We start from the raw sequence: 21,940 nt of genomic DNA, 5'->3' as shown, positions 1-21,940 counted from the left end.
GATGTGACGGGAGCGAGACAAGTGGCCGACAACGACAGCGTATTGGCAGCGGCCGAGGCCTGGCGCGGCGCGAAGATGGCGCTGGCGACGGTAGTGACGACCTGGGGCTCGGCGCCGCGCCCGCGCGGGAGCCACCTGCTCGTGCATGAGGATGGGCGCTTCGAAGGCTCGGTCTCGGGCGGCTGTGTCGAGACCGACATCTTGCAGACCGCCGCCGAGGTGATCGCCGGCGCGCCGGCGGTGGTGAAGGATTATGGCGTAGCCGATGCGGCGGCGTGGGAGGTGGGGCTGCCCTGTGGCGGGCAGATCGCGGTGCTGGTGCAGCCGGTGGCGGCGAATGGCTTCCCGCCCGCATTGTTCGATGCGATCCGCGATGCGCGCGCCGACGGGCATCCGCTGGAGGTGGGCACCGATCTCGCCACCGGGCAGAGCGCGATTGGCAGTGCGGGCTTCGTCAATCGCTACGATCCGCCGCGCCGGCTGCTGATCGTCGGCGCGGTGCAGATCGCGCAGGCGCTCGCCGGGCTCGCACGCGAGCTGGGCATCGCGACCACGGTGATCGATCCGCGCGGCCGCTTCCTCACCGAGGAGCGCTTCCCCGGCGTAACGCTCGACGATCGCTGGCCGGACGAGGCGGTGACCGCGCTCAGGCCCGATCCGGCCACCGCGGTGGTGACGCTCAGCCACGATCCCAAGATCGACGACGCGGCGCTGATCGCGGCGCTGGCGCACCCGACCGGCTATGTTGCCGCGCTCGGCTCGCGGCGCAGCCAGGCGGCGCGGCTGGAACGACTTGGCGCCGCGGGCGTCTCTGCGCAGGATCTCGCGCGGATCGAGGGGCCGGCGGGGCTTTCGATCGGGGCGATCGGTCCGTCCGAGATCGCCCTGTCCATTGCTGCCGCCATGGTGAAGACCTTCCATGCTGACACCTGAAAAGACCGCGCTCGTCCTGCTTGCCGCCGGCCGCTCCGAACGCTTCGCCGATGGCGACAAGCTGACCGAGGACTATCTCGGCCAGCCGCTCGCCTTCCATGTCGTGACCGCGCTCGAGAACATGCCGTTCCTCGCCCGCATCGCGGTGGTATGGGACACGGCGCTCGATTTCGCCGCGCGCGGTTTCCAGGTGGTGGAGAATCCCGACCGCGCGCTCGGCCAGGCGCGATCGGTGCGCTATGGTGTGGCGGCGGCGGAGGCCGCGGGCGCCGAGGCGGTGCTGATCGCGCTGGCCGACATGCCGCGCGTGACCGCCGCGCATTGCTACCGTCTGTTCGACGCCTCGGACAATGGCGCGACCTTGGTCGCCTCCAGCGACGGCGTGCAGCCGATGCCGCCGGCGCTGATCGGCCGCGATCATTTCGCCGAGCTGTGCAGCCTCGAGGGCGATGCGGGCGCCCGGCAGCTGATCCTGCGCGGTCATCATGTCATCACCCGGCCCGAGGAGCTGGTCGACATCGACACGCGCCAGGATCTGGAAGACCTGCGCGAGCGCGAGGCCGCCGCGGCTATTCGTGCCGCAAGGCGTCGATCGGATTGAGCGCGGCGGCGCGCCGTGCCGGGAAGAAGCCGAACACGATCCCGATCAGCGCCGAGATGCCGAAGCTGATCAAGTTGATCGACAGGTCGAAGGTGAAGGGCAGCTTGGCGTAGCTTGCGAAGCCCCAGGAAGCGAAGAAGGCCAGCACCACGCCGACGAGCCCGCCGAGACAGGAGAGCGCGATCGCCTCAACGAGGAACTGCAGCAGCACTTCCTTGCCGAGTGCGCCGATCGCCAGGCGTATGCCGATCTCGCGCGTGCGTTCGGTCACCGACACCAGCATGATGTTCATGATGCCGATGCCGCCGACGAGCAGGCTTACCGCGGCGATCGCGGCGACGAAGGTCGTCATCTGCGCCATCTGATTCTGGACCGTCGAGGCGAATTCGGCGCTGTCGAAGATGTCGAAATTGTCGGGCTGGCCGGGGGCAATATGGCGGCGCTCGCGCAGCAGGCCGGTGAGCGACTGCTTGACCGTCGCGGTGTCATAGCCCTTGGCCACCGCCACCTGGATCGCCAGCACATTCTGGTTGCCGACGAAGCGCCGCTGCACCGTCTTGAGCGGTAGCACGACGGTGGAATTGGGATCGCTGAACCCGGCATTGTCGCGCTTCTTGAGCACGCCGACCACTTCGCAGCTGACCGTGCCGAGGCGGAAGCGCTCGCCGACCGGATCCTCGTTGGCGAACAGGTTGGCGCGGATCGTGTCGCCGATCACGCAGACCGATTTGCCGGCACTCTGCTCCGCATCGGTAAAGCGCCGCCCGCCCGCGAATTCGAGATTCTGCGCGTCGAAATAATCGTTGCTCGTACCGGTAACGGACGCGTTCCAGTTCTGCGCGTTGCGCACCGCGAGCGCCGAGGCGGAGGCTTGCGGGGCGACCGCGCTGACGCCGCTCACCTGCTGGCGGATCGCCTGGATGTCGCCATTCTCGAACTGCGGCGGGGCATTGCCGCCGCCGCGCCGGCCGCCGCTGGGAAAGACGGTGAGTGTATTGTTGCCGAGCGAACTGATCGAGGCCTGGACCGAGGCCGAGACGCCGTTGCCGAGTGTCACCATGGTGATCACCGCGGCCACGCCGATGATGATGCCGAGCGTCGTCAGGAACGAGCGCAGCAGGTGTCGGCGGATTTCGCGCAGCGACAGGAGGAGGGTGGTGAACAGCATGGCTTCAGGCCCCCATGCCGGCGGGGATTTCGGTCCGTTCCACCAGCCCGTCCTTGAAATGCACGATAGTCTTGGCGAAGGCCGCCATGTCGGGCTCATGGGTCACCATCAGCACGGTGATGCCAAGCTCGGCATTGAGCCGCTGGAGCAGCTTCATGATCTCCACCGAGCGCTCGCTGTCGAGATTGCCGGTCGGTTCGTCGGCGAGCAGCACGTCGGGCTGGGTCACGATCGCGCGGGCGATGGCGACGCGCTGCTGCTGGCCGCCGGAAAGCTCCGCGGGGGTATGATCGGCCCAGCGATCGAGCCCCACCTGTTCCAGTGCCGCCATCGCCGCCTCGCGCCGCGCCTTGCGGTGCTCGCCGCGGTAGAGCAGCGGCAGCTCGACATTCTCCAGCGCGGTGGTGCGGGCGAGCAGGTTGAAGCCCTGGAACACGAAGCCGAGATAGCGGCGGCGCAGATAGGCGCGCTGGTCGCGGTCCAGTTGCTCGACATGCACGCCGCGGAACCGATAGCTGCCGCCGCTCGGCACATCGAGGCAGCCGAGGATGTTCATCGTCGTCGACTTGCCCGAGCCCGATGCCCCCATCACCGCCAGGAACGCGCCGGCATCGATCGCGAGATCGACGCCCTTCAGCGCCTGGAACGCGGTCGGCCCCTCGCCGAACGTCTTGGTGATGCCCTGGAGCTGGATCAGCGGCTCGGTCATCAGTCCTGGTCGTCCATGGCGGGCTTGGCCGGGCCATCGGCCTTCACGCCGACGATCACCTTCATGCCGGGCGTCAGCTTGGCGCTGGTCACCGCCGTGCGGCTGCCGTCGCTGGGGCCGGTGACGACTTCCACCTTCTCGGGCTTGCCGTCCTTGCCGACGACATAGATGGTCTGCTTGCTGCCGCGACCGATTGCCTTTTGCTGCTGGTCCTGGCGGGGACCGAACTGGACCTGGACGCCCGCCTTGGCGTCGGCCTGCTCGGGGGTGAAGCGCAGCGCGCCGTTGGGGATCAGCAGCGCGTTCTCCAGCTTCTCGACGCCGATGGTCGCGGTTGCGGTCATGCCGGGGCGCAGCGTCAGGTCCGGATTGGCGACCGACAGCACCGCGGCATAGGAGACGACCTGATTGGCGGTAGTGGTGGTGCTCGCGGCGGTGCTGCCGCTCGTCGCGCTCGAGGCCGTCAGGTTCGAGCCGAGGTCGACGCGGGTGATCTGCGCCGGGAAGGTGCGGCCCGGGAAGGCGTCGACCGTGAAGCTCGCCGGCAGGCCGACCTTGACCGAGCCGACATCGGCTTCGTCGATCGCGACCTCCAGCTTCATGTGGGTCAGGTCCTGCGCGATCACGAACATGTTCGGCGTGCTGAACTGCGCGGCGACGGTCTGGCCGGCATCGACCTGCCGGGCGAGCACCACGCCGTTCACCGGCGAGCGGATGATCGACTTGAACCGCTGGGTCTGGTTCGACGAGAGCGACGCCTGGGCGGAGACGACATTAGCTTCTGCGGAGCGCAGATTGGCGACCGCGCGGGCAACGGCGGCGCGGGCGGTATCGAGCTCGGTCTTGGCGGGCACCTTGCCGCCGGACAGGCGGCTCACCTCTTCCATGCGGCGCAGCTGCGCGGTCGACTCGTCCACCGTGGCCTTTGCCTGTGCCACTGCGGCCTGGTTGGCGGCAAGCGTCGCGCGGCTCTGGGTGATGGTGTCGTCGAGCCGCGACGGATCGATGATCGCGATCGGCTGGCCTTCGGTCACGCGGTCGTTGACGTCGACCAGCACCTTGAGGACCAGGCCCGAGATCTCCGAGCCGACCGTCACCTGGCGGATTGGCGCGAGCCGGCCGGTGGCGGAGACGGTCACCGCGAGCGCGCCCTTCTCGGCGGGCACGGTGATGTAGTTGGGCGGCGGCTTGGGGGCGAAGCAGCGCGACACCAGCAGCCCCAGCACCACCACGACCAGCGCGACGGCGATCCAGCGCAGGTTGCGCCGCCACCAAGGCCGCCGCTTGGTGCCCAGAAAGGCGTTGAGGTCCTGCGGTTCACTGGCCATCGGTGGCGCTGCCTGTTCTTGGAGGGAGGGGCGGGATCGGCGCGGCTTCGTCCCAGCCGCCGCCCAAGGCGACATAGAGCTGGATCAGCGCGGTCGCCTGTTCGGATTCGGCTTGGGCGAGGCCGTTCTTGGCCGAAAGCAGCGCGCTTTCGGACTGGTTGAGCGTGGTGAAATCGGTGAGGCCCGAGCGGTAGCGGAAGCGGGCGAGCAGCGCCTGGTTGTTGGCGGCCTCCAGCGCGGTGCGGAACTCGGCCTCGCGGGCGCGGGCGGCCTGAAGCGCGACGATCGCGTTCTCGATCTCCTCCATCGCCTGCAGCACGCTGGCCTTATAGGCATAGAAGGCGCCGTCCGCTCCTTCGCGCGCCGAGCGCAGCTGGCTGCGCAGCCGCCCTGAATCAAAGATCGTCTGCGCGACATTGGCGAAGGCGCGGCCGGTGATGATGTCGAGCAGCGAACGGAGCGAACTGCTGCCCGAGCTGATGCTGCCGCCGAGGCTGAGGCTGGGATAAAGCTGGGCACGCGACACGCCGATCTGCGCGGTGGCGACGGCAAGGTTGCGCTCGGCCGCGCGCACGTCCGGCCGCTGGCGCAGCGCGTCGGCGGGGATGCCGGCGGCGACGCTCGCCGGGCCGCGGGGGATCGGCTTCACTGCCTCCAGCGCGCCGCGCAACGCCCCCGGCGTCTGCCCGGTCAGCACCCCGAGCCGCGCGACATTGGCGGCATAGCTGCTTTCCAGCTGCGGGATGGTGGCGGCGGTCTGGGCGCGCTGGGCGCGGGCCTGCTCGGCATCGAGCGAGGAGACCAGACCCGCCTGCACCCGCCACTGGGCGATGCTGAGATTCTCGTCCTGAATGGCCAGGCTCTCGCGCGCATTGGCGAGCTGCGCCTGGGCGAGCCGCGCCAGCACATAGTTGCGCGCGGTTTCGGATTCGACCGAGAGCAGCACCGCAGCGCGGTTGAAGCCGGCGGCCTCGTAGTTGGCGCGGGCGCCGCGCACGCCGCTGCGCACCCCGCCGAACAGATCGACCTGGTAGCTGGCGTCGAGACCCAGCGAGAAGTTGCTGCTGCCGCCCTGCGAGAAGGACGCGATGGTGCCGTCGGGCAGCTGCGTGGTGGTGGTGCCGCCGCGCAGCGGCTCGTTGCGCGAATAGCCGGCCGAGCCGCTCACCGAAGGCAGCAGCGCCGCCCGCGACTGGAGCAGCGACTCGCGCGCCTGGCGCAGCCGGATCACCGCCTGGGCGATGTCGAGATTGGCAGTCTGCGCCTGGCCGATCAGCTGGCCGAGCATCGGATCGTCGAACCTGTCCCACCAGCGAGACATATCCTCGCGTGCCTGAACCTGCGGGTCGACCGAGAAGCGATCGGGCAGCTCGACTGGCGCGGCCGCGTGTTGCGGGTGGGCGGAACCGGTGGAGCAGGCTGCGAGCGGCAGTGCCGCACAGAGCAACAGAGCAAACGCGGGTCGTGCCATAGCGTCTTATATGGCTGATACGCTTGCTGCGATCCACCAAAAAAACATGTGCCTCCGAAACGATCTTGCGCCGCGGGGTGCCTTGCCTAGCCACCCCTTGCGCTCCTAGATGCCGGGCGACCAGGAGGGGTCTCGATGAGCGATAATCTGTATCCGGTGCCGGAAAGCTGGGCGAAAAGCGCCCGCGTCGATGCCGCAGCGTATGAACGTCTCCATGCCCAGTCGCTGTCCGACCCGGACGGCTTCTGGCGCGAACAGGCCCGGCGGCTGGACTGGATCGTGCCGCCGCAGACGGCCGGCGACTGGTCGTTCGACGAGGCCGATTTCCGCATCCGCTGGTTCGCCGACGGCCAGCTCAACGTCGCCGCCAACTGCCTCGATCGCCATCTGGCAAGCCGCGGCGGCGACACCGCCATCCTGTGGGAGCCGGACGATCCCGAGGAGGAACCGCGCCGGATCACCTATCTGGAGCTCTACGAAGAGGTCTGCCGCTTCGCCAATGTGCTGAAGGCGGAAGGGGTGAAGAAGGGCGACCGCGTCACCGTCTATATGCCGATGATCCCTGAGGCGGCGGTGGCGCTGCTCGCCTGTGCGCGGATCGGCGCGATCCATTCGGTGGTGTTCGGCGGATTTTCTCCGGAAGCGCTGGCCGGCCGCATCGTCGATTGCGACAGCCGCATCGTCATCACCGCCGACGAGGGCCGGCGCGGCGGCAAGCGCGTGCCGCTCAAGGCCAATGTCGACGCCGCGCAGAAACATGCCCCCGTGCTCGAAAGGGTGATCGTCGTGCAGGCGACGGGCGGCGATGTGGCGATGCAGCCCGGCCGCGACCTCTGGTATCACGAGGCGGCGGCGAAGGTTTCCGCCGACTGCCCGGCCGAGCCGATGGATGCGGAGGATCCGCTGTTCATCCTCTACACCTCGGGCTCGACCGGCAAGCCCAAGGGCGTGCTCCATTCGAGCGGCGGCTATCTGCTCTGGGCCGCCTACACGCACGAGGTGGTGTTCGATTACCGCCCGGGCCAGATCTATTGGTGCGCGGCCGATATCGGCTGGGTCACCGGCCACAGCTATATCGTCTATGGTCCGCTGGCGAATGGCGGCACCACGCTGATGTTCGAGGGCGTGCCGACCTGGCCCGATGCCGGCCGCATGTGGCAGGTGGTCGACCGCCACCAGGTCGAGATCCTCTACACCGCGCCGACGGCGCTCCGCGCGCTGATGAAGGAGGGCGATTCCTACGTCACCTCGACCAGCCGCAAGTCGCTCAAGCTGCTCGGCTCGGTCGGCGAGCCGATCAACCCCGAGGCGTGGCGCTGGTATCATGACGTGGTGGGCGAGGGGCGCTGCCCGATCGTCGACACTTGGTGGCAGACCGAGACCGGCGGCCACATGATCACCCCGCTGCCCGGCGCCACCGCGCTCAAGCCGGGGTCGGCCTCGATGCCCTTTTTCGGGATCGAGCCGCAACTGGTCGACGGCGACGGCGCGCTGCTCGAGGGGGCGACCGAGGGCAATCTCGTCATCGCGCGGAGCTGGCCGGGACAGATGCGTACCGTCTGGGGCGATCATGAGCGCTTCTTCCAGACCTATTTCACCACCTATCGCGGCAAATATTTCACCGGCGACGGCTGCCGCCGCGACGGCGACGGCTATTACTGGATCACCGGCCGGGTGGACGACGTGATCAACGTCTCGGGACACCGCATGGGCACCGCCGAGGTCGAGAGCGCGCTGGTGCTGCACGACAAGGTGGCCGAGGCGGCGGTCGTCGGCATGCCCCACGACATCAAGGGCCAGGGCATCTATGCCTATGTCACCCTCAACGCCGGCGAGGAAGCCAGCGAGGCGCTGCGCAAGGCACTGCGCGACTGGGTGCGCACCGAGATCGGCCCGATCGCCACGCCCGATGCGATCCAGTTCGCCCCCGGCCTGCCCAAGACCCGCTCGGGCAAGATCATGCGCCGCATCCTGCGCAAGATCGCCGAGGGCGATGTGAGCAGCCTTGGCGATACCTCGACGCTCGCGGATCCGTCGGTGGTGGACGATCTGGTCGCCAACCGCGTCGTTTGACGGCGCCCTCCGCCCAGTGTGGAGGGTGCCCCTACGGGCAGTCTCCCTTGTAACAAAATTCCATTGCAGCGCATTTCCGTGGCCGTTACATTCCCCTAACACACATCCAGGTGGGGGTTCCTAACATCATGAAAGTGCGTCGTTCCTTGTTGCTTGGCAGCGTCGCGGCGCTGCTCGTCTCGGCGCCCGCGCTGGCCCAGAGCGGCAAGCCCAGCTATGGCAGCTTCGGCGTCGATCTGACCGCGCAGAAGGCCGGGGTGAAGCCGGGCGACGACTTCTGGGCGTTCGCCAATGGTGGCTGGGATGCCCGCACCCAGATTCCCGCGGACCGGGGTTCGGCCGGCGTCTCGGTCGATCTCGTGCTGGCGGCGGAGGCGAATGTCCGCGCGCTGCTCGACGACATGGCGAAGAACCCGGCGGCGTACGGCGCCAGCGGCAAGCAGATCGGCGATTTCTACGCCAGCTGGATGGACGAGGCGGGGATCGAGGCGCGCGGCACCACGCCGCTGAAGCCCTATCTTGCCCGCATCGCCGGCGTGCAGGACAAGACCCAGCTGCAGGTGCTGTTCGCCAGCGTCGGCTATGCCAGCCCGGTAGGGGTGGGAATGAGCCCCAGCCTCGTCGATCCGACTCGCTATACCGCCGCGGTCGGGCAGGGCGGGCTCGGCATGCCGCGCGATTATTTCCTGAACCAGGGGCCGAAGTTCGACGCGGCGCGCACCGCCTATCGCGCCTATGTGCAGAAGGTCCAGGAACTGGCCGGCATCCCCGACGCCGCCGCCAAGGCCGATGCGATCGTCGCGCTCGAGACCGCGATGGCCAAGGTCCAGTGGTCGCCCGAGCAGAGCCGCAACATCGCCGCGCTCAACGATCCGCAGTCGATCGCGGGGCTGACCGCCAAGGCGCCCGAGTTCGACTGGGCGCTGCTGCTGAAGACCGCCGGTCTCGACAGCTCGCCGCAGATCCTGATGACGCAGAACACGGCGCTGATCGCGCTGGGCAAGATCTTCGCGGCGACGCCGCTCGCCACCTGGAAGGACTATCTCGCCTATCGCTTCGTCAGCGATCACGCGACCTTCCTGCCCAAGGCGTTCGACCAGGCGCGGTTCGACTTCTACTCGAAGACGCTTGCCGGCGTGCAGGTCCAGCGCGAGCGCTGGAAGCGCGGCGTTCAGCTGGTCAACGGCGCGCTCGGCGAGGCGGTGGGCAAGGCCTATGTCGCCAAATATTACCCGCCCGAAGCCGAAAAGCAGATGGCCGAGCTGATCGAGAATCTGCGCGATTCCTATCGCGAACGGATCACGGCCTCGACCTGGATGGACGACGCGACGCGCAAGGCGGCGCTCGTCAAGCTCGCCGCGTTCGAGCCGCGCATCGGCCATCCGGAGAAATACATCGACTATTCGGCGTTCCGGGTGGAGCGGGGCGATCTGCTCGGCAATGCGATGCGCTCGGGCGAGTTCCAGCACCAGCTGGAGCTGTCGCGCTTCCCCAAGCCGGTCGATCGCAGCCTCTGGGCGATGACGCCGCAGACGGTGAACGCCTATTACAACCCGCTGTCGAACCAGATCACCTTCCCGGCGGCGATCCTGCAGCCGCCCTTCTTCGATCCCAACGCCGATCCGGCGGTCAATTACGGCGCGATCGGCGCGGTGATCGGCCACGAGATGGGCCATGGCTTCGACGACCAGGGCAGCCAGTTCGGGCCGACCGGCAAGTTCGAGAATTGGTGGACGCCCAAGGCGAAGGCGGATTTCGCGGCGCGTACCGCAGCCCTCGCCGGCCAGTATGACGCGTACGAGCCGGTGCCGGGCACCAAGATCAACGGCAAGCTCACGCTGGGCGAGAATATCGGCGATCTCGGCGGGGTCGAGGCAGCCTATGGTGCCTATCAGAAGTACCAGGCCAAGCACGGCAAGGCGAAGACGGTCGGCGGGCTGACCGGCGACCAGCGTTTCTTCCTCGCCTATGCCCAGGCATGGCGGGTGAAGGTGCGCGAGGATGCGCAGCGCCAGCAGCTGCTCACCGATCCACACTCGCCGGCGACCGCGCGCGTCAACGGCATCGTCCGCAATGTCGACGCCTGGTACAAGGCGTTCGACGTCAAGCCCGGCGACAAGCTGTACCTGCCGCCGGACCAGCGCGTGCACATCTGGTAACGCCATTCGTATTTGTACGGAAACGGCCCGGTGGCGACGCCGGGCCGTTTTGCATTCTGGGAGGAGAAATCATGTCACTTGCGTGACATGCAATCGCCCGGGGGCGGCTTTGCAGTTGCGGAATCATCGCCGCGAAACCAGATGCGCCGGCCCACGCTGCATTGCAGCAGAGTTGATTCCCGAGGTTCCGATGTTTTCGCTGATCGCGCTGTATTTCGCCCATCGTCGTCTGGCCGCCGAGGCTGCCCAGCCGGTCGCGGCGCACGGCACGGTCCGCTCGGCCGCCAACGAGCAGGATGCGCCGATCGCGCTGCCGCTCGCGGCCTGAACCGAGACTCGTTCGCCCACTCCCCCTCGGGCGGACGACAGGGGCGCCGCGATACCCCCCAACGTTGCGGCGCCCCGTCCCTATTCCATGACGGCGCTTACTTGACGCCGTGCATCCAGCGCTTGAGCGGCCAGCTGAGCAGCAGCAACAGCACGCCGAGCCCGATCGCCCATTCCGAGATCAGCGTGAACACGCTGAGATAGGTGTCGAGGCTGACCTTCAGGTTGGTCACCTGGCCGCCCACCGTGTCGACGCTGGCGAACTGCGCGATCACCCCCGCGACATATTGCGCGACCGAGATCGACAGGAACCACACGCCCATCATCATGCCGACGATCCGCGCGATCGACAGCTTGGTGATCATGCTGAGCCCGACCGGCGAGATGCACAGCTCGGCGAAGCTGTGGATGAAGTAGAGCCCGGCGAGCCACCACACCGATACCTTGAAGCTGGTATCGGCCCATTGCGCCCCCCATACCAGGAACAGGAAGCCGCCGCCGACCGCGACCAGCGCGATGCCGAACTTCACCGGGATGCTCGGCTCCAGCCCGCGCTTGGCGAGGCCGCCCCACAGCATCGACATCAGCGGCGCCAGCAGCACGATGAAGATCGCGTTGAAGCTCTGCGTCTGGCCGGCGGTGATGGTGAACCAGCCGAAGATCGACAGGTCGGTATTGCGATCGGCGAACAGGGTGAGCGACGAGCCGGCCTGTTCGAACAGCGTCCAGAACACCACGTTGAACACGATCAGCACCATCGCCGCGAGCATCATCTGGAATTCGCGGCGATCGCCGGCAACGAACGACCAGACGAGGATCGCCGGCACGCCGATCAGGAAGGTGCCGAACAGCAGCTTGCCCATCAGCGACAGCGACGCGACATAGCCGAGCAGGCCCGAGCCGGCCGGCGCGGGCTCGGCGGCCATCAGGTTGATGTAGAGCAGGTAGAAGAGCGGGATGACGCACAGCGCGCCGATATAGATCAGGATCTGCTGCGTGCCGGTCGCTGCCCGGGCCGGGGGCTCGCCGATGCCGTTGAGCTTGCCGCCGTCCATCTGGATCAGCGCCCAGGAGCACAGCATGCCGATTGCGGCGAGGCCGAAGCCCGCCCACCAGCCGACCGCTACGGCGAGCCACGGGCACAGCGCCTGCGAGAGCATCGAGCCGAGGTTGATGCCCATGTAGAAGATGGTGAAGCCGGCGTCGCGTCGGCTGTCGCCATTGGGGTAGAGCTCGCCCACCATGGTCGAGATGTTCGGCTTGAAGAAGCCGTTGCCGACCGAGACCATCGACAGCGCGATCAGCATCACCATCACGTAGAAGCCGCTGCGATCGGCCTCGGATTCGAAGCCGCCCTTGGCGATCGTGCGCACCGTCCGGCCGTTCTCGCTGAGCGTGATCGAGCCGTCGTCATTGCCCTTGATCAGCTGCTTGTGGCCCTGGTCGAGCACAAAGCGCTGTTCCTCGCCGGCGGCACTCTTCTCGATCGCGACCTCGTAGCGCTGGCCGTCGATCTTGGCGTAGGGCGTGGCGGTCTGGCCGCCGAAGCACAGTACGAAATAACCGATCGACATCAGGATCGCGCCGAACTTCACCGCGCGCTTCGAGCCGAGGAACTGGTCCGCCAGATAGCCGCCGATCAGCGGGGTGAGGTACACCAGCGCGGTATAGCCGCCATAGAGGCCCGTCGCCTCGCGATCGCCGAACAGGAAATGCTGGGTAAGGTAGAGCGTCAGCAGCGCCCGCATGCCGTAGAAGCCGAAGCGCTCCCACATCTCGGTGGAGAACAGGCGTGCCAGCTGGCGGGGATGGCCGAACCAGGTCTTTTCGTCGGCGGGGTTTACGTGGGTGATATCCGGTTCTGCCGGGGAATCGGCAGTGGGTGTGTCGACCATGCAGATTGTCGTCCTAAAGTTGGGAGCCGGGCGCCCGGGCCCGGTGCATGGGCGCGCAGACTAGAGCCTGCATCGCCGCTGTAAAGTCGCGCGGCTTGGCGGCGGCGGGACGCTGTCCTAGAGGGCAGCCATGACCTTCAACGATCGCACCACGCCGCTGACGCTCCTCCAGACCCGCCGCTCGGGCAAGCCGCGCGACCTGGTGGCGCCGGGGCCGAGCCCGGCGCAGCTCGACGAGATGGTGGCGATCGCGGCGCGCACGCCCGATCATGGCAAGCTCGCGCCGTGGCGGTTCGTGATCGTGCCGGATGAAGCGCGGCCGGCACTGGCGCTGAAGCTGGTCGAGATCCTCCGCGCCGAAAATCCCGACGCCACGCCGCGCGACGAGGAAGCGGCGGCGCAGTTCGCGACCCAGGCGCCCGCGCTGGTGGTGGTGCTCTCGGCACCCGTCCAGCCGCACAAGGTGCCGCTGTGGGAGCAGGAGCTGTCGGCCGGCGCCGCCTGCATGAACCTGCTCCACGCCGCGCATGCGATGGGCTTCGCCGGCGGCTGGCTGACCGGCTGGCCGGCCTATTCGGACGCGGTGCGCGACCTGTTCGGCGGCGCGGGGCAGCGCATCGCCGGCTTCGTCTTCCTCGGCACGCCCGCGCGTCCGCTCGAGGAGCGGCCGCGCGGCGAACTGGCCCAGATCGTCCATCGGTGGAATCCCTGAGTATGGACTCTGGGGCCATGTGCTGTATTATGGCACCATGACAGCCCTGGAGCACGAAGACAGCCCGGTCTACCTCAAGCTGCGCGCGATCATCGCCGCCGCGATCCTGCGGGGTGAGTATCGGGCCGGCGACCAGCTTCCCTCGGTGCGGGCGCTCGCCGCCGAACATGGCGCCAACCCGCTGACGGTGGCCAAGGCCTATCAGAGCTTCCAGGACGACGGCTATGTCGAGGTGCGCCGCGGCGTCGGCATGTTCGTCGTCGCCGGCGCGGTCGAGCGGCTGCGCACGGCGGAGCGCGAGCGATTCCTCACCGGCTTCTGGCCGCGGGTGCGCGATCATATCGCGCTGCTCGGGCTCGATCCGCGCGCGCTGCTCGACGGCAGCCACGAGGTCGCCTGACGCCATGGCCGAGCAGAAGCAGGGCTGGGCGCGGACGCTGGCGGGATGGGCCGCCACGCTGGGCATTTTCTTCCTGTTCCAGAGCGCGGTCGCGCGGCCCTATCGCATTCCCTCCGGCTCGATGATGCCCGCGCTGCGCGCCGGCGACCGGCTGGTGGCGACGAAGTTCCCCTATGGCTTCTCCCAGGCCTCGCTGATGGTGCACGGACGCGATATCGCGAGCACCCGGCTGTTCGGCAGCACGCCCGCGCGCGGCGACATCGTCATCGTCGTGCGCCGCGGTGACGGCGAGGATCTGATCAAGCGGGTGATCGGCCTGCCGGGCGACACGCTGGAGGTCCGACACGGCCAGGTGATCCTCAGCGGCAAGGCCGTGCCGCGCGTGGCCCTGGGCCATGCCATGATTCCGGTCGATGCGGCGGTGCCATGCGACGAGGGGCCGCTGGTCGCGTTCCGCAAGCCGGGGCCCGACGGCAAGCTCTACTGCCAGCCGCCGCTCTACCGCGAGACGCTGCCGAACGGCGCCAGCTATACCGTGATCGACCTCGGCGATACGGTACTCCCGAACGGCTATGTCAGCCCCGGCGACAATTACGGGCCGATCACGGTGCCGGCGGGGCAGGTGTTCCTGATGGGGGACAATCGCGACCAATCCGCCGACAGTCGCTTCGGTTCGGACGAACTGGGGCTGGGCGGCCCGGTGCCCCTGGAGACGATCGCCGGGCGCGCCGAATTTCGGACGCTCAGCTATGACGGCGAAGGCTCGTGGCTGAATCCGCTCGCCTATGTGAGCGCGATCCGCTGGGATCGTACTGCCGGTTCGCTGCGGCCGACGCACGCGAAATGAGCACCCTGCTGCAATGGGGACTTGCAGGGGCGATCCTGCTATCGACCCCCTTGCTGATCCGGCTCGGCGTGCGGCACAGCCGGGGCAGGGGGGGCGCTGCTATTCTGCTGCTGGGACTTGCCTTCGGATCTCTGTTCGATCCTGCCAGGGCGGAGGCCATGGAGACGATCGACAAGCGCCGCGACCAGCGCTCGGAGGCCGGCAACGACGGCGCTTGAGTCGGCGCCGCTTCAGGCCTGGCCGAGCTGCTGGCGCAATCGTTCATTCTCCTTGGTCACGTCCAGCGTCCACGAGGCGATGCCGAAGCGCTTGATGTCAACCTGACGCCAGAACAGGCCGGGGTCACGCGCCCAGAGGTGGCGGTTGGCGAGCGCATTGGCACATTGCGAACCCATGTCGATCACCTCGGCCAGCTCCGGCAGATAGAAGGGAAGCAGCCCGTCGCCTGTTCCCAGTTCCTGGCGATGATCGCGTGCCGCTGCCTGGAGGGCGATCTCGACCCCGCGCTCGAACCAGCTCCAGGCGAGCTCCGCCTCTTGTTCGGCGAGCAGGATGCGGGCGACGAAGAAGGCGGCACCGATCGCCTTGGTCGCCAGAATGGCGGAGAAATGCTGCCAGTCGTCGCTCGCCGCACGGGCATACCAATGCTTGGCGATGGCGCGCTCGCCGAGCAGTTCCGCGAGGCGTCCGGCAAGGAAGGCGAGCGACACGCGCCAGCGTACGACATGCGGGGAATCGCCGCCTTGCTGCCAATAGTCGTTGAACGCCCCCAGCAGCACCGGGACAACGTCCGCCGCGCGCGCCTCCAGCACGCGGTAGCCGAGCACCGCCAGCGCAGCGCCCTGATCGGCCGAACCGGGGCGGGCCTCCGAGGCGACATGTTCGGCGAGGCGGACCAGCAGGTCCGCATCGGCCAGCCGTTCGCCCATCTGCACCATGGTGCGGTAGAGCCAGGGATTGTCATAGCCCTCGGCAAAGGCAACGACCTGCGCCTGCGACGTGCCGAAGGCGGGGTGGACGAAGTGCGCACGCGAGTCTTCGCCGCCCAGCGGCCCCTTCGCGGCGACGGCGATTCGCCAAGAGAGGTCGGTGACCTCGCCTTGGGGAACGTCCCGCGGCACGATGATTCCCGGCGCCTGCACGAACTGACGTTCGATCAGATACTCGACGCTGAGGCGCTGTTGCAGGCTTGCCCAATCGGCAGGTTTCTGTCGGTTGCTCTCCGACCAGCCGGCGACCAGCCGGCCGTCGAGCTTGAGCAGCTGCGCGTAGCGGTCGAGTTCTTCCGCCCAGCCGCTGGAGGCATCGAAGGCGACGATTACATCGAAGCTGCGCGGCGCGTGTGATGCTCTGGGCGCATCCACCTCGACGCTGCGGGCCCGCGCGCAAGCCTCCAGCACCACCTGCCCGTCGGCGGCGTCGGGGCCGCACAGCAGCACGCGGTCGCCGGGGCGCACGCGCTCTGCAGCAAGGGTCCAGCGGCCGAGCGCCGACAGGGTTGCGGGGCCGCTGGTGTTGAGCAGGCCCCGATAGCCGTCCGGCGCCCGTTCGTAGAAGCTGGGCTGCGGCGCCTGACCGCCGGTCAGCTGCTCCAGCGTCGACATGGCGATCGCGCCGGGCAGTCGTCGCCAGCCTGCCTTGAACAGGGCATCGTCGAGACTCTGCGCCTGTACCTGCCGTGGCAGCACGGCCAGCGCGCGGGCCGCCGGATAACGGGCAAGCAGGGGCGCCGACAGCGCGTCCGATTCCGTGACGACGACGTCGACGGACTGAGGCTTGGTATCGCAGCCAAGCAGCGCCAGTTCTGCGGCGAGGCCGGGGACCGTGCGTGCCTCCACCGCGATCCGGCAGGGCCCGAGATGCCGCACGATTGCCGCTGCGAATGCGATGGTCACGCCCGAAACTCCTCATCTCGCGTCCAAACGCGAACGCGTGCGGCCACGTGCCGCGTTTACCCATACTATAGTCGCTTGCCGGGGCCTGCGGTGTGCTGCGGCGAAAAGCTGTGGCGGCGCATGCCGCGGCTAGGCCGCGTTGCGAGAGACTGCGACTCGACCTGCACGGGATGCGCGATCGCGCTATCAGGAACCTTCCCTAAGCACCTCTCCCAATGGGGCTTCGTCACGGCCGGGCGCATCCCTCCGTTCGACAGGGTATCGAATGGAGGACAGCAATGTTTGAACAGGCGATCCAGACCGTGCGGACGCAGGGGCATCAGCCCGCCCGCTACGGCAATTTCATCGGCGGCCGCTGGGTCGATCCCATCGAGGGCCGCTGGTTCACCGATCACAGCCCGATCAACGGCAAGCCGCTCGCCGAGATCGCCCAGTCGACTCCGGCGGATGTCGAGGCGGCGCTCGATGCCGCGCATGCCGCCCGCAAGCGCTGGGCAGCGGTCTCGCCGCAGGAACGCGCGCTGATCCTCAACCGTGTCGCCGATCGGCTCGAAGCCAATCTGGAGCTGCTCGCGCTCGCCGAGACGATGGATAACGGCAAGCCGATCCGCGAAACCCGCGGCGCAGACGTGCCGTTGGCGATCGACCATTTCCGCTATTTCGCCGGCTGCGTCCGCGCGTCCGAAGGCACGATCTCGACGATCGACGAAAAGACCATCGCCTATCACTTCAAGGAGCCGATCGGCGTGGTCGGCCAGATCATCCCGTGGAACTTCCCGCTGCTGATGGCGGCGTGGAAGATCGCGCCGGCGCTGGCGGCGGGCAATTGCACCGTGATCAAGCCCGCCTCGCAGACCCCGCTCAGCCTGCTGCTCTTTGCCGAGCTGACCGCCGACATCCTGCCGCCGGGCGTGGTCAACATCGTCACCGGGCCGGGGGCCTCGGTCGGCCGTGCGATCGCCGCCAATCCGCGCATCGGCAAGGTCAGCTTCACCGGCGAGACCACCACCGGCCGCCAGATCATGCAATACGCCGCCGAGCATCTGATCCCGCAGACCATGGAGCTGGGCGGCAAGTCGCCCAACATCTTCCTGGCCGACGTGATGCAGGAGGACGATTCCTTCCTCGACAAGGCGCTGGAGGGCTTCGCGCTGTTCGCCTTCAACAAGGGCGAAGTGTGCACCTGCCCCAGCCGGGCGCTGGTGCAGGAATCGATCTTCGAAAAGTTCATGGAACGCGCGGTGAAGCGCGTTTCCGCGATCCGGGTGGGCGATCCGCTCGATGCCGCCACCCAGATGGGACCGCAGGCGTCGCAGGACCAGCTCGACAAAATCCTCGGCTATATCGACGTGGGCCGGAGCGAGCTGGCCGAATGCGTCACCGGCGGCAAGCGCGCGCTGCCCGGCGGCGAGCTGAACCAGGGCTATTTCGTCGAGCCGACCGTGTTCGTCGGTCATAACAAGATGCGGATCTTCCAGGAGGAGATCTTCGGGCCGGTGCTCTCCGTCACCACCTTCAAGACGGTGGAGGAAGCGATCGAGATCGCCAACGATACCGTCTATGGTCTGGGCGGCGGCGTGTGGAGCCGCAACGGCACCCATGCCTATGAGATCGGCCGCGCGATCGAGGCGGGGCGCGTCTGGACCAATTGCTACCATGTCTATCCTGCGCACGCGGCGTTTGGCGGGTACAAGGAATCGGGCTTCGGGCGCGAGACGCACAAGATGATGCTCGACCATTACCAGCAGACCAAGAACCTGCTGGTCAGCTACGATACCGCCGCGCGCGGCCTGTTCTGAACAACCGGAGAGGAACCCCATGCTCAAGACCATGAAAGCCGCCGTCGTCCGCGACTTCGGCCAGCCGCTGGTGATCGAGGAAGTGCCGGTGCCGCAGGTGGGACCGGGCCAGATCCTGGTGAAGATCGCGGCGAGCGGCGTGTGCCACACCGATCTCCATGCCGCCGAGGGCGATTGGCCGGTCAAGCCCAAGCCGCCCTTCATTCCGGGCCATGAGGGCGTCGGCCATGTCGCGGCGGTGGGCGCCGGCGTCACCCATGTGAAGGAAGGCGACCGGGTAGGCGTTCCCTGGCTCTACACCGCCTGCGGCCACTGCGTGCATTGCCTGGGCGGCTGGGAGACGCTGTGCGAGAGCCAGCAGAACACCGGATATTCGGTCAATGGCGGCTTCGCCGACTATGTGCTGGCGGACCCGAACTATGTCGGCATCTTACCCGACAATGTCGGCTTCGTGGAGATCGCGCCGGTGCTGTGCGCGGGCGTGACGGTCTACAAGGGGCTCAAGGTCACCGATACCAAGCCCGGCGACTGGGTGGCGATCTCGGGAATCGGCGGTCTCGGGCACATGGCGGTGCAATATGCCAAGGCGATGGGGCTCAACGTCATCGCGGTCGATATCGATGACGCCAAGCTGGAGCTTGCGAAGAAGCTGGGTGCCGCGCTGACGGTGAACGCGCTGCACGAGGATCCGGCAAGGTTCGTGCGCAAGGCCGTGGGCGGCGCGCGGGGCGTGCTGGTGACGGCGGTGTCCACCAAGGCGTTCCAGCAGGCGCTGGGCATGGTCGGGCGCGGCGGCACCGTGTCGCTGAACGGCCTGCCGCCGGGCGATTTCCCGCTGTCGATCTTCAACACGGTGCTGAACGGCATCACCGTGCGCGGCTCGATCGTCGGCACCCGGCTGGACCTGCAGGAGGCGCTCGATTTCGCCGGGCAGGGCAAGGTTCATGCGACGGTGGCGACCGAGAAGCTGGAGAACGTCAACAGCGTGTTCGACCGGATGCGCAAGGGCGAAATCGAAGGCCGGATCGTGCTCGACATGGCCTGAAGCGCCCCGCTCTACCCGCCGTCATCCCGGCGGAAGCCCGGATCCATTGGCCTTTACGGCATGGCGCCTGCTTGCACGGAGCGGCGAATGGATTCCGGCTTTCGCCGGAATGACGCTGGGATGGGGCGGACAGGGCTTCCGTTTGCACCGGCCTGGGCTACGCTGCCGCCCATGCAGGACAACATCCGGGCCGAGCGGCCGAGCTTCGTCACCCATCTCGAATGCTCGATGACGGGCGAGACCTATGCGGCGGACCAGTTGCACGGACTCTCGCGCGTCGGGCGACCGCTGCTGGTGCGCTACGATCTGGGCAGCGTCGGCGCGGCCCTGACCCGTGACGCGCTCGAAGCGCGGCCGACCGATCTGTGGCGCTGGCGCGAGCTGCTGCCGGTGCGGCGGGCGGCGAACATCGTGTCGCTGGGCGAGATCGAGACGCCGCTGATCGCCATCCCCAAGGCCGGCGGCCCCGGCGCGATCGTCAAGGACGAGGGGCGCCTGCCGACCGGCTCGTTCAAGGCGCGCGGCCTTGTCATGGCGGTGAGCATGGCGCGCGAGCTGGGCGTCACCCGCATCGCGATGCCGACCAACGGCAATGCCGGCGCCGCGCTTGCCGCCTATGCCGCGCGCTGCGGCATCGAGACGGTGATCCTCTGCCCCGAGGAGACTCCGGAAGTGAATGTCCGCGAGATCGCCGCACAGGGCGCGCGGGTCTACCGGGTCAACGGCCAGATCGACGAATGCGGCGCGATCGTCGGGCGCGGGGCGGCCGAGGGGCGCTGGTTCGACTTCTCGACGCTCAAGGAGCCCTATCGGATCGAGGGGAAGAAGACGATGGGGCTGGAGCTCGCCGCCCAGTTCGGCTGGGAGCTGCCCGACGCGATCTTCTATCCCACCGGCGGCGGTACCGGGCTGATCGGCATGTGGAAGGCGTTCGACGAGCTGGAGCGGCTTGGCTGGATCGGCGCCAAGCGGCCGCGCATGTATGCGGTGCAGGCGTCAGGCTGCGCGCCGATCGTCCGCGCCTATGAGGCGGGCGAAGAACATGCCGACCGCTGGGAACATGCCGCGACGGTTGCGGCGGGCATCCGCGTGCCGCGCGCGGTGGGCGACTTCCTGATCCTGCGCGCGGTACGCGAGTCCGGCGGCCGCGCGCTGGCGGTGGGCGATCCGGCGATTCTCCAGGCGGTGGACGACTGCGCGCGCAAGGATGGCCTGTTGCTCTGCCCCGAGGGCGGCGCGACGCTGGCGGCGTACCGGCAGGCGATGCGCGACGGGCTGGTCGATCCGGAGGAACGGACCGTATTGTTCAACTGCGCGACCGGTCTGAAATACCCGCTGCCGGAGGCGGGAACGTGGCTGGACAAGGATGCAGCGGTCGATCTGGGCGCGCTGTAAGCCGCGTCAATTCGCCTTGAGCTTTACCGGGCGGGACGGTAGTTCGAGGAGCCCAGCTAGACGAAACAAGTGCTCACGGGTGGATGTCTCCGAAGAGTCAGCGCGGGTTCCTGCCATTGCGGCAGTTTCCGACTGTGGGTGGCAATCGTTCAATCAGCGGCCGGGGGGTGTGGATAGATGAGCAACGCAGTAGGCGCGCGCTGGCTGGCGCACATCGTCGCGCCGCCGGGACTGGTGCGCATCCTTCTGGCGGTCCTGGTGCTCATCTCCCATGTCAGCCGCTTCGACATTGGTCGGGCAGGTGTGATCCTGTTCTTCGTGCTCAGCGGCTACTGGGTCACCAAGGTCTATGTCGGGGAGTATGAGCGCCATGTCCCCCGGTTCCTGCTGAGCCGGCTTTGGCGATTGGCGCCGGTCTATCTCGTCAGCCTCGTTCTTGCGTCCTTGCTGCGCGGGCTGCCGCTTGCGCCGTCCGAATTCTTCCTGCTGGGTGTCGCCACGACCCATCGCGATCCCACCGGCGTCGCCTGGTCGCTCGATATCGAACTGCAATTCTACGCGGCGCTGCCGTTGCTGCTGCTGTTCTGGAATCGCACCAACGACGCCGCCTTCGTCCTGCTCTGCGCGGTACTGACCTGCGGCGGGTGGTTCCTGACCCTGCACTATGATCTCTGGACCTTTGCGCGGTTCCTGCCGGCGTTCATGGCGGGCATGCTGATGACGCGCGACCAGCGGACGCCGAGCAGCGCCGTGGCGGTCGGCTGGCTGGGCGTGTTCCTGGCGCTGGTGCTGGTGCTGCCCTTCACCGCCGTGGGTCTTGCCCAGTTCGACAAGCTGAAGGCGGATTTTATGCCGCAGGATCTGTTCTCGATGCTGCTGGTCCTGCCGCTGCTGCCGTATCTTGCGGCGTCGGTGCGGCATCGTTCGACCAAGCTGGACCGCACGCTGGGCAATCTCAGCTACCCGCTATACCTGGTTCATTTCCCGATCATCGCGGTGGTGCTTGCCCATGCGCATGGCGTGCTGGACAAGGTGTTCGCCGCCACGGTCGCCATGGCCGTGGCGCTCCTGCTCTATTTCGCGGTCGACCGCCCGTCCGAATGGCTGCGCAAGCGCGAGCTGCGCCTGTACCGCGACAATGTACGGCAGCGCGTGCCGGCCTGAGCAGGTCTCGTAGCTTTAC

At 67.8% G+C, this 21,940-nt stretch carries 19 protein-coding genes; 13 read left to right on the top strand and 6 right to left on the bottom strand.

What is annotated here, in order from left to right:
* Positions 1–21 precede the first annotated feature (21 nt).
* Positions 22–933, top strand: a complete 912-nt coding sequence (locus SAZ01S_RS16000) for an XdhC family protein (RefSeq protein ID WP_084583276.1) — start codon at positions 22–24, stop codon at positions 931–933.
* Complete coding sequence (locus SAZ01S_RS15995) at positions 920–1,534, top strand: nucleotidyltransferase family protein (protein ID WP_084583275.1); 615 nt, start codon at positions 920–922, stop codon at positions 1,532–1,534. Before SAZ01S_RS16000 ends, SAZ01S_RS15995 begins: the two co-directional genes overlap by 14 nt.
* On the opposite strand, the gene SAZ01S_RS15990 is transcribed toward SAZ01S_RS15995, so the two are convergent.
* Genes SAZ01S_RS15990 through SAZ01S_RS15975 form a run of 4 tightly spaced genes read right to left on the bottom strand, consistent with a single transcriptional unit; the run spans position 1,503 to position 6,210 of the window.
* The gene (locus tag SAZ01S_RS15990) at positions 1,503–2,702 is read right to left on the bottom strand and encodes an ABC transporter permease (protein ID WP_084583274.1); all 1,200 of its coding nucleotides are present in this window, start codon (positions 2,700–2,702) and stop codon (positions 1,503–1,505) included. The two genes, SAZ01S_RS15995 and SAZ01S_RS15990, sit on opposite strands and share 32 nt — an antisense overlap.
* 4 nt (positions 2,703–2,706) lie before the next feature.
* Positions 2,707–3,411, bottom strand: a complete 705-nt coding sequence (locus SAZ01S_RS15985) for an ABC transporter ATP-binding protein (protein ID WP_084583273.1) — start codon at positions 3,409–3,411, stop codon at positions 2,707–2,709.
* Positions 3,411–4,739 carry an efflux RND transporter periplasmic adaptor subunit gene (locus SAZ01S_RS15980; protein WP_084583272.1) on the bottom strand — a complete coding sequence of 443 codons (1,329 nt, stop codon included), beginning with the start codon at positions 4,737–4,739 and terminating at the stop codon, positions 3,411–3,413. The genes SAZ01S_RS15985 and SAZ01S_RS15980 overlap by 1 nt, the downstream gene beginning before the upstream one ends.
* Entirely contained in the window at positions 4,729–6,210 is a 1,482-nt protein-coding gene (locus SAZ01S_RS15975) for an efflux transporter outer membrane subunit (RefSeq protein ID WP_084583271.1), read from the bottom strand. Before SAZ01S_RS15975 ends, SAZ01S_RS15980 begins: the two co-directional genes overlap by 11 nt.
* Before the next feature lie 135 nt (positions 6,211–6,345).
* On the opposite strand from SAZ01S_RS15975, the gene acs reads away from it, so the two are divergent.
* The 3 genes from acs (at position 6,346) to SAZ01S_RS24085 (ending at position 10,770) form a co-directional block, all read left to right on the top strand.
* Entirely contained in the window at positions 6,346–8,283 is a 1,938-nt protein-coding gene (acs, locus tag SAZ01S_RS15970; protein ID WP_084583270.1) for an acetate--CoA ligase, read from the top strand.
* 128 nt (positions 8,284–8,411) lie between these two features.
* Positions 8,412–10,442: a M13 family metallopeptidase gene (locus SAZ01S_RS15965; RefSeq protein WP_174596132.1), complete on the top strand. Its 2,031-nt coding sequence runs from the start codon at positions 8,412–8,414 to the stop codon at positions 10,440–10,442.
* A gap of 190 nt (positions 10,443–10,632) precedes the next feature.
* Positions 10,633–10,770, top strand: a complete 138-nt coding sequence (locus SAZ01S_RS24085; RefSeq protein ID WP_167693193.1) for a hypothetical protein — start codon at positions 10,633–10,635, stop codon at positions 10,768–10,770.
* Positions 10,771–10,867: 97 nt separating this feature from the next.
* Here the strand turns inward: SAZ01S_RS24085 and SAZ01S_RS15960 are convergent, their stop codons facing one another.
* On the bottom strand, positions 10,868–12,664 hold the full coding sequence (locus SAZ01S_RS15960) for a peptide MFS transporter (protein WP_084583269.1): 1,797 nt from the start codon (positions 12,662–12,664) through the stop codon (positions 10,868–10,870).
* Between the two features lie 130 nt (positions 12,665–12,794).
* Between SAZ01S_RS15960 and SAZ01S_RS15955 the strand changes: the two genes are divergently transcribed.
* Genes SAZ01S_RS15955 through SAZ01S_RS15940 form a run of 4 tightly spaced genes read left to right on the top strand, consistent with a single transcriptional unit; the run spans position 12,795 to position 14,841 of the window.
* Positions 12,795–13,376 (top strand): nitroreductase family protein, encoded by a 582-nt coding sequence (locus SAZ01S_RS15955; RefSeq protein WP_084583268.1) that lies wholly within the window; start codon positions 12,795–12,797, stop codon positions 13,374–13,376.
* A 37-nt stretch (positions 13,377–13,413) separates the two neighbouring features.
* Complete coding sequence (locus tag SAZ01S_RS15950) at positions 13,414–13,776, top strand: GntR family transcriptional regulator (protein WP_084583305.1); 363 nt, start codon at positions 13,414–13,416, stop codon at positions 13,774–13,776.
* A 4-nt stretch (positions 13,777–13,780) separates the two neighbouring features.
* On the top strand, positions 13,781–14,623 hold the full coding sequence (lepB, locus tag SAZ01S_RS15945; RefSeq protein WP_084583267.1) for a signal peptidase I: 843 nt from the start codon (positions 13,781–13,783) through the stop codon (positions 14,621–14,623).
* Positions 14,620–14,841: a hypothetical protein gene (locus SAZ01S_RS15940; protein WP_084583266.1), complete on the top strand. Its 222-nt coding sequence runs from the start codon at positions 14,620–14,622 to the stop codon at positions 14,839–14,841. Before lepB ends, SAZ01S_RS15940 begins: the two co-directional genes overlap by 4 nt.
* Positions 14,842–14,853: 12 nt before the next feature.
* Here SAZ01S_RS15940 and SAZ01S_RS15935 read toward each other — a convergent pair whose 3' ends face one another.
* Positions 14,854–16,518 carry a hypothetical protein gene (locus SAZ01S_RS15935; RefSeq protein ID WP_084583265.1) on the bottom strand — a complete coding sequence of 555 codons (1,665 nt, stop codon included), beginning with the start codon at positions 16,516–16,518 and terminating at the stop codon, positions 14,854–14,856.
* A gap of 278 nt (positions 16,519–16,796) precedes the next feature.
* On the opposite strand from SAZ01S_RS15935, the gene SAZ01S_RS15930 reads away from it, so the two are divergent.
* The 4 genes from SAZ01S_RS15930 (at position 16,797) to SAZ01S_RS15915 (ending at position 21,921) form a co-directional block, all read left to right on the top strand.
* Entirely contained in the window at positions 16,797–18,317 is a 1,521-nt protein-coding gene (locus SAZ01S_RS15930; protein WP_084583264.1) for an aldehyde dehydrogenase family protein, read from the top strand.
* 19 nt (positions 18,318–18,336) lie between these two features.
* Positions 18,337–19,362 (top strand): alcohol dehydrogenase AdhP, encoded by a 1,026-nt coding sequence (adhP, locus tag SAZ01S_RS15925; RefSeq protein WP_084583263.1) that lies wholly within the window; start codon positions 18,337–18,339, stop codon positions 19,360–19,362.
* A 171-nt stretch (positions 19,363–19,533) separates the two neighbouring features.
* Positions 19,534–20,757 carry a threonine synthase gene (locus tag SAZ01S_RS15920; protein ID WP_084583262.1) on the top strand — a complete coding sequence of 408 codons (1,224 nt, stop codon included), beginning with the start codon at positions 19,534–19,536 and terminating at the stop codon, positions 20,755–20,757.
* 177 nt (positions 20,758–20,934) lie between these two features.
* The gene (locus SAZ01S_RS15915) at positions 20,935–21,921 is read left to right on the top strand and encodes an acyltransferase family protein (RefSeq protein ID WP_084583261.1); all 987 of its coding nucleotides are present in this window, start codon (positions 20,935–20,937) and stop codon (positions 21,919–21,921) included.
* Positions 21,922–21,940 lie beyond the last annotated feature (19 nt).

This window comes from Sphingomonas azotifigens NBRC 15497 (genome assembly GCF_002091475.1).
Taxonomy (GTDB): Bacteria; Pseudomonadota; Alphaproteobacteria; order Sphingomonadales; family Sphingomonadaceae; genus Sphingomonas; species Sphingomonas azotifigens.
This window is presented reverse-complemented; position numbering and strand designations above follow the sequence as displayed.

Excerpts from the sequence above, each read along its gene's own strand:
- SAZ01S_RS15995 (WP_084583275.1), top strand. The coding sequence starts at position 920 with ATGCTGACACCTGAAAAGACCGCGCTCGTCCTGCTTGCCGCCGGCCGC.
- SAZ01S_RS15990 (WP_084583274.1), bottom strand. The coding sequence starts at position 2,702 with ATGCTGTTCACCACCCTCCTCCTGTCGCTGCGCGAAATCCGCCGACAC.
- SAZ01S_RS15985 (WP_084583273.1), bottom strand. The coding sequence starts at position 3,411 with ATGACCGAGCCGCTGATCCAGCTCCAGGGCATCACCAAGACGTTCGGC.
- SAZ01S_RS15980 (WP_084583272.1), bottom strand. The coding sequence starts at position 4,739 with ATGGCCAGTGAACCGCAGGACCTCAACGCCTTTCTGGGCACCAAGCGG.
- SAZ01S_RS15975 (WP_084583271.1), bottom strand. The coding sequence starts at position 6,210 with ATGGCACGACCCGCGTTTGCTCTGTTGCTCTGTGCGGCACTGCCGCTC.
- acs (WP_084583270.1), top strand. The coding sequence starts at position 6,346 with ATGAGCGATAATCTGTATCCGGTGCCGGAAAGCTGGGCGAAAAGCGCC.
- SAZ01S_RS15965 (WP_174596132.1), top strand. The coding sequence starts at position 8,412 with ATGAAAGTGCGTCGTTCCTTGTTGCTTGGCAGCGTCGCGGCGCTGCTC.
- SAZ01S_RS24085 (WP_167693193.1), top strand. The coding sequence starts at position 10,633 with ATGTTTTCGCTGATCGCGCTGTATTTCGCCCATCGTCGTCTGGCCGCC.
- SAZ01S_RS15960 (WP_084583269.1), bottom strand. The coding sequence starts at position 12,664 with ATGGTCGACACACCCACTGCCGATTCCCCGGCAGAACCGGATATCACC.
- SAZ01S_RS15955 (WP_084583268.1), top strand. The coding sequence starts at position 12,795 with ATGACCTTCAACGATCGCACCACGCCGCTGACGCTCCTCCAGACCCGC.
- SAZ01S_RS15950 (WP_084583305.1), top strand. The coding sequence starts at position 13,414 with ATGACAGCCCTGGAGCACGAAGACAGCCCGGTCTACCTCAAGCTGCGC.
- lepB (WP_084583267.1), top strand. The coding sequence starts at position 13,781 with ATGGCCGAGCAGAAGCAGGGCTGGGCGCGGACGCTGGCGGGATGGGCC.
- SAZ01S_RS15940 (WP_084583266.1), top strand. The coding sequence starts at position 14,620 with ATGAGCACCCTGCTGCAATGGGGACTTGCAGGGGCGATCCTGCTATCG.
- SAZ01S_RS15930 (WP_084583264.1), top strand. The coding sequence starts at position 16,797 with ATGTTTGAACAGGCGATCCAGACCGTGCGGACGCAGGGGCATCAGCCC.
- adhP (WP_084583263.1), top strand. The coding sequence starts at position 18,337 with ATGCTCAAGACCATGAAAGCCGCCGTCGTCCGCGACTTCGGCCAGCCG.
- SAZ01S_RS15920 (WP_084583262.1), top strand. The coding sequence starts at position 19,534 with ATGCAGGACAACATCCGGGCCGAGCGGCCGAGCTTCGTCACCCATCTC.
- SAZ01S_RS15915 (WP_084583261.1), top strand. The coding sequence starts at position 20,935 with ATGAGCAACGCAGTAGGCGCGCGCTGGCTGGCGCACATCGTCGCGCCG.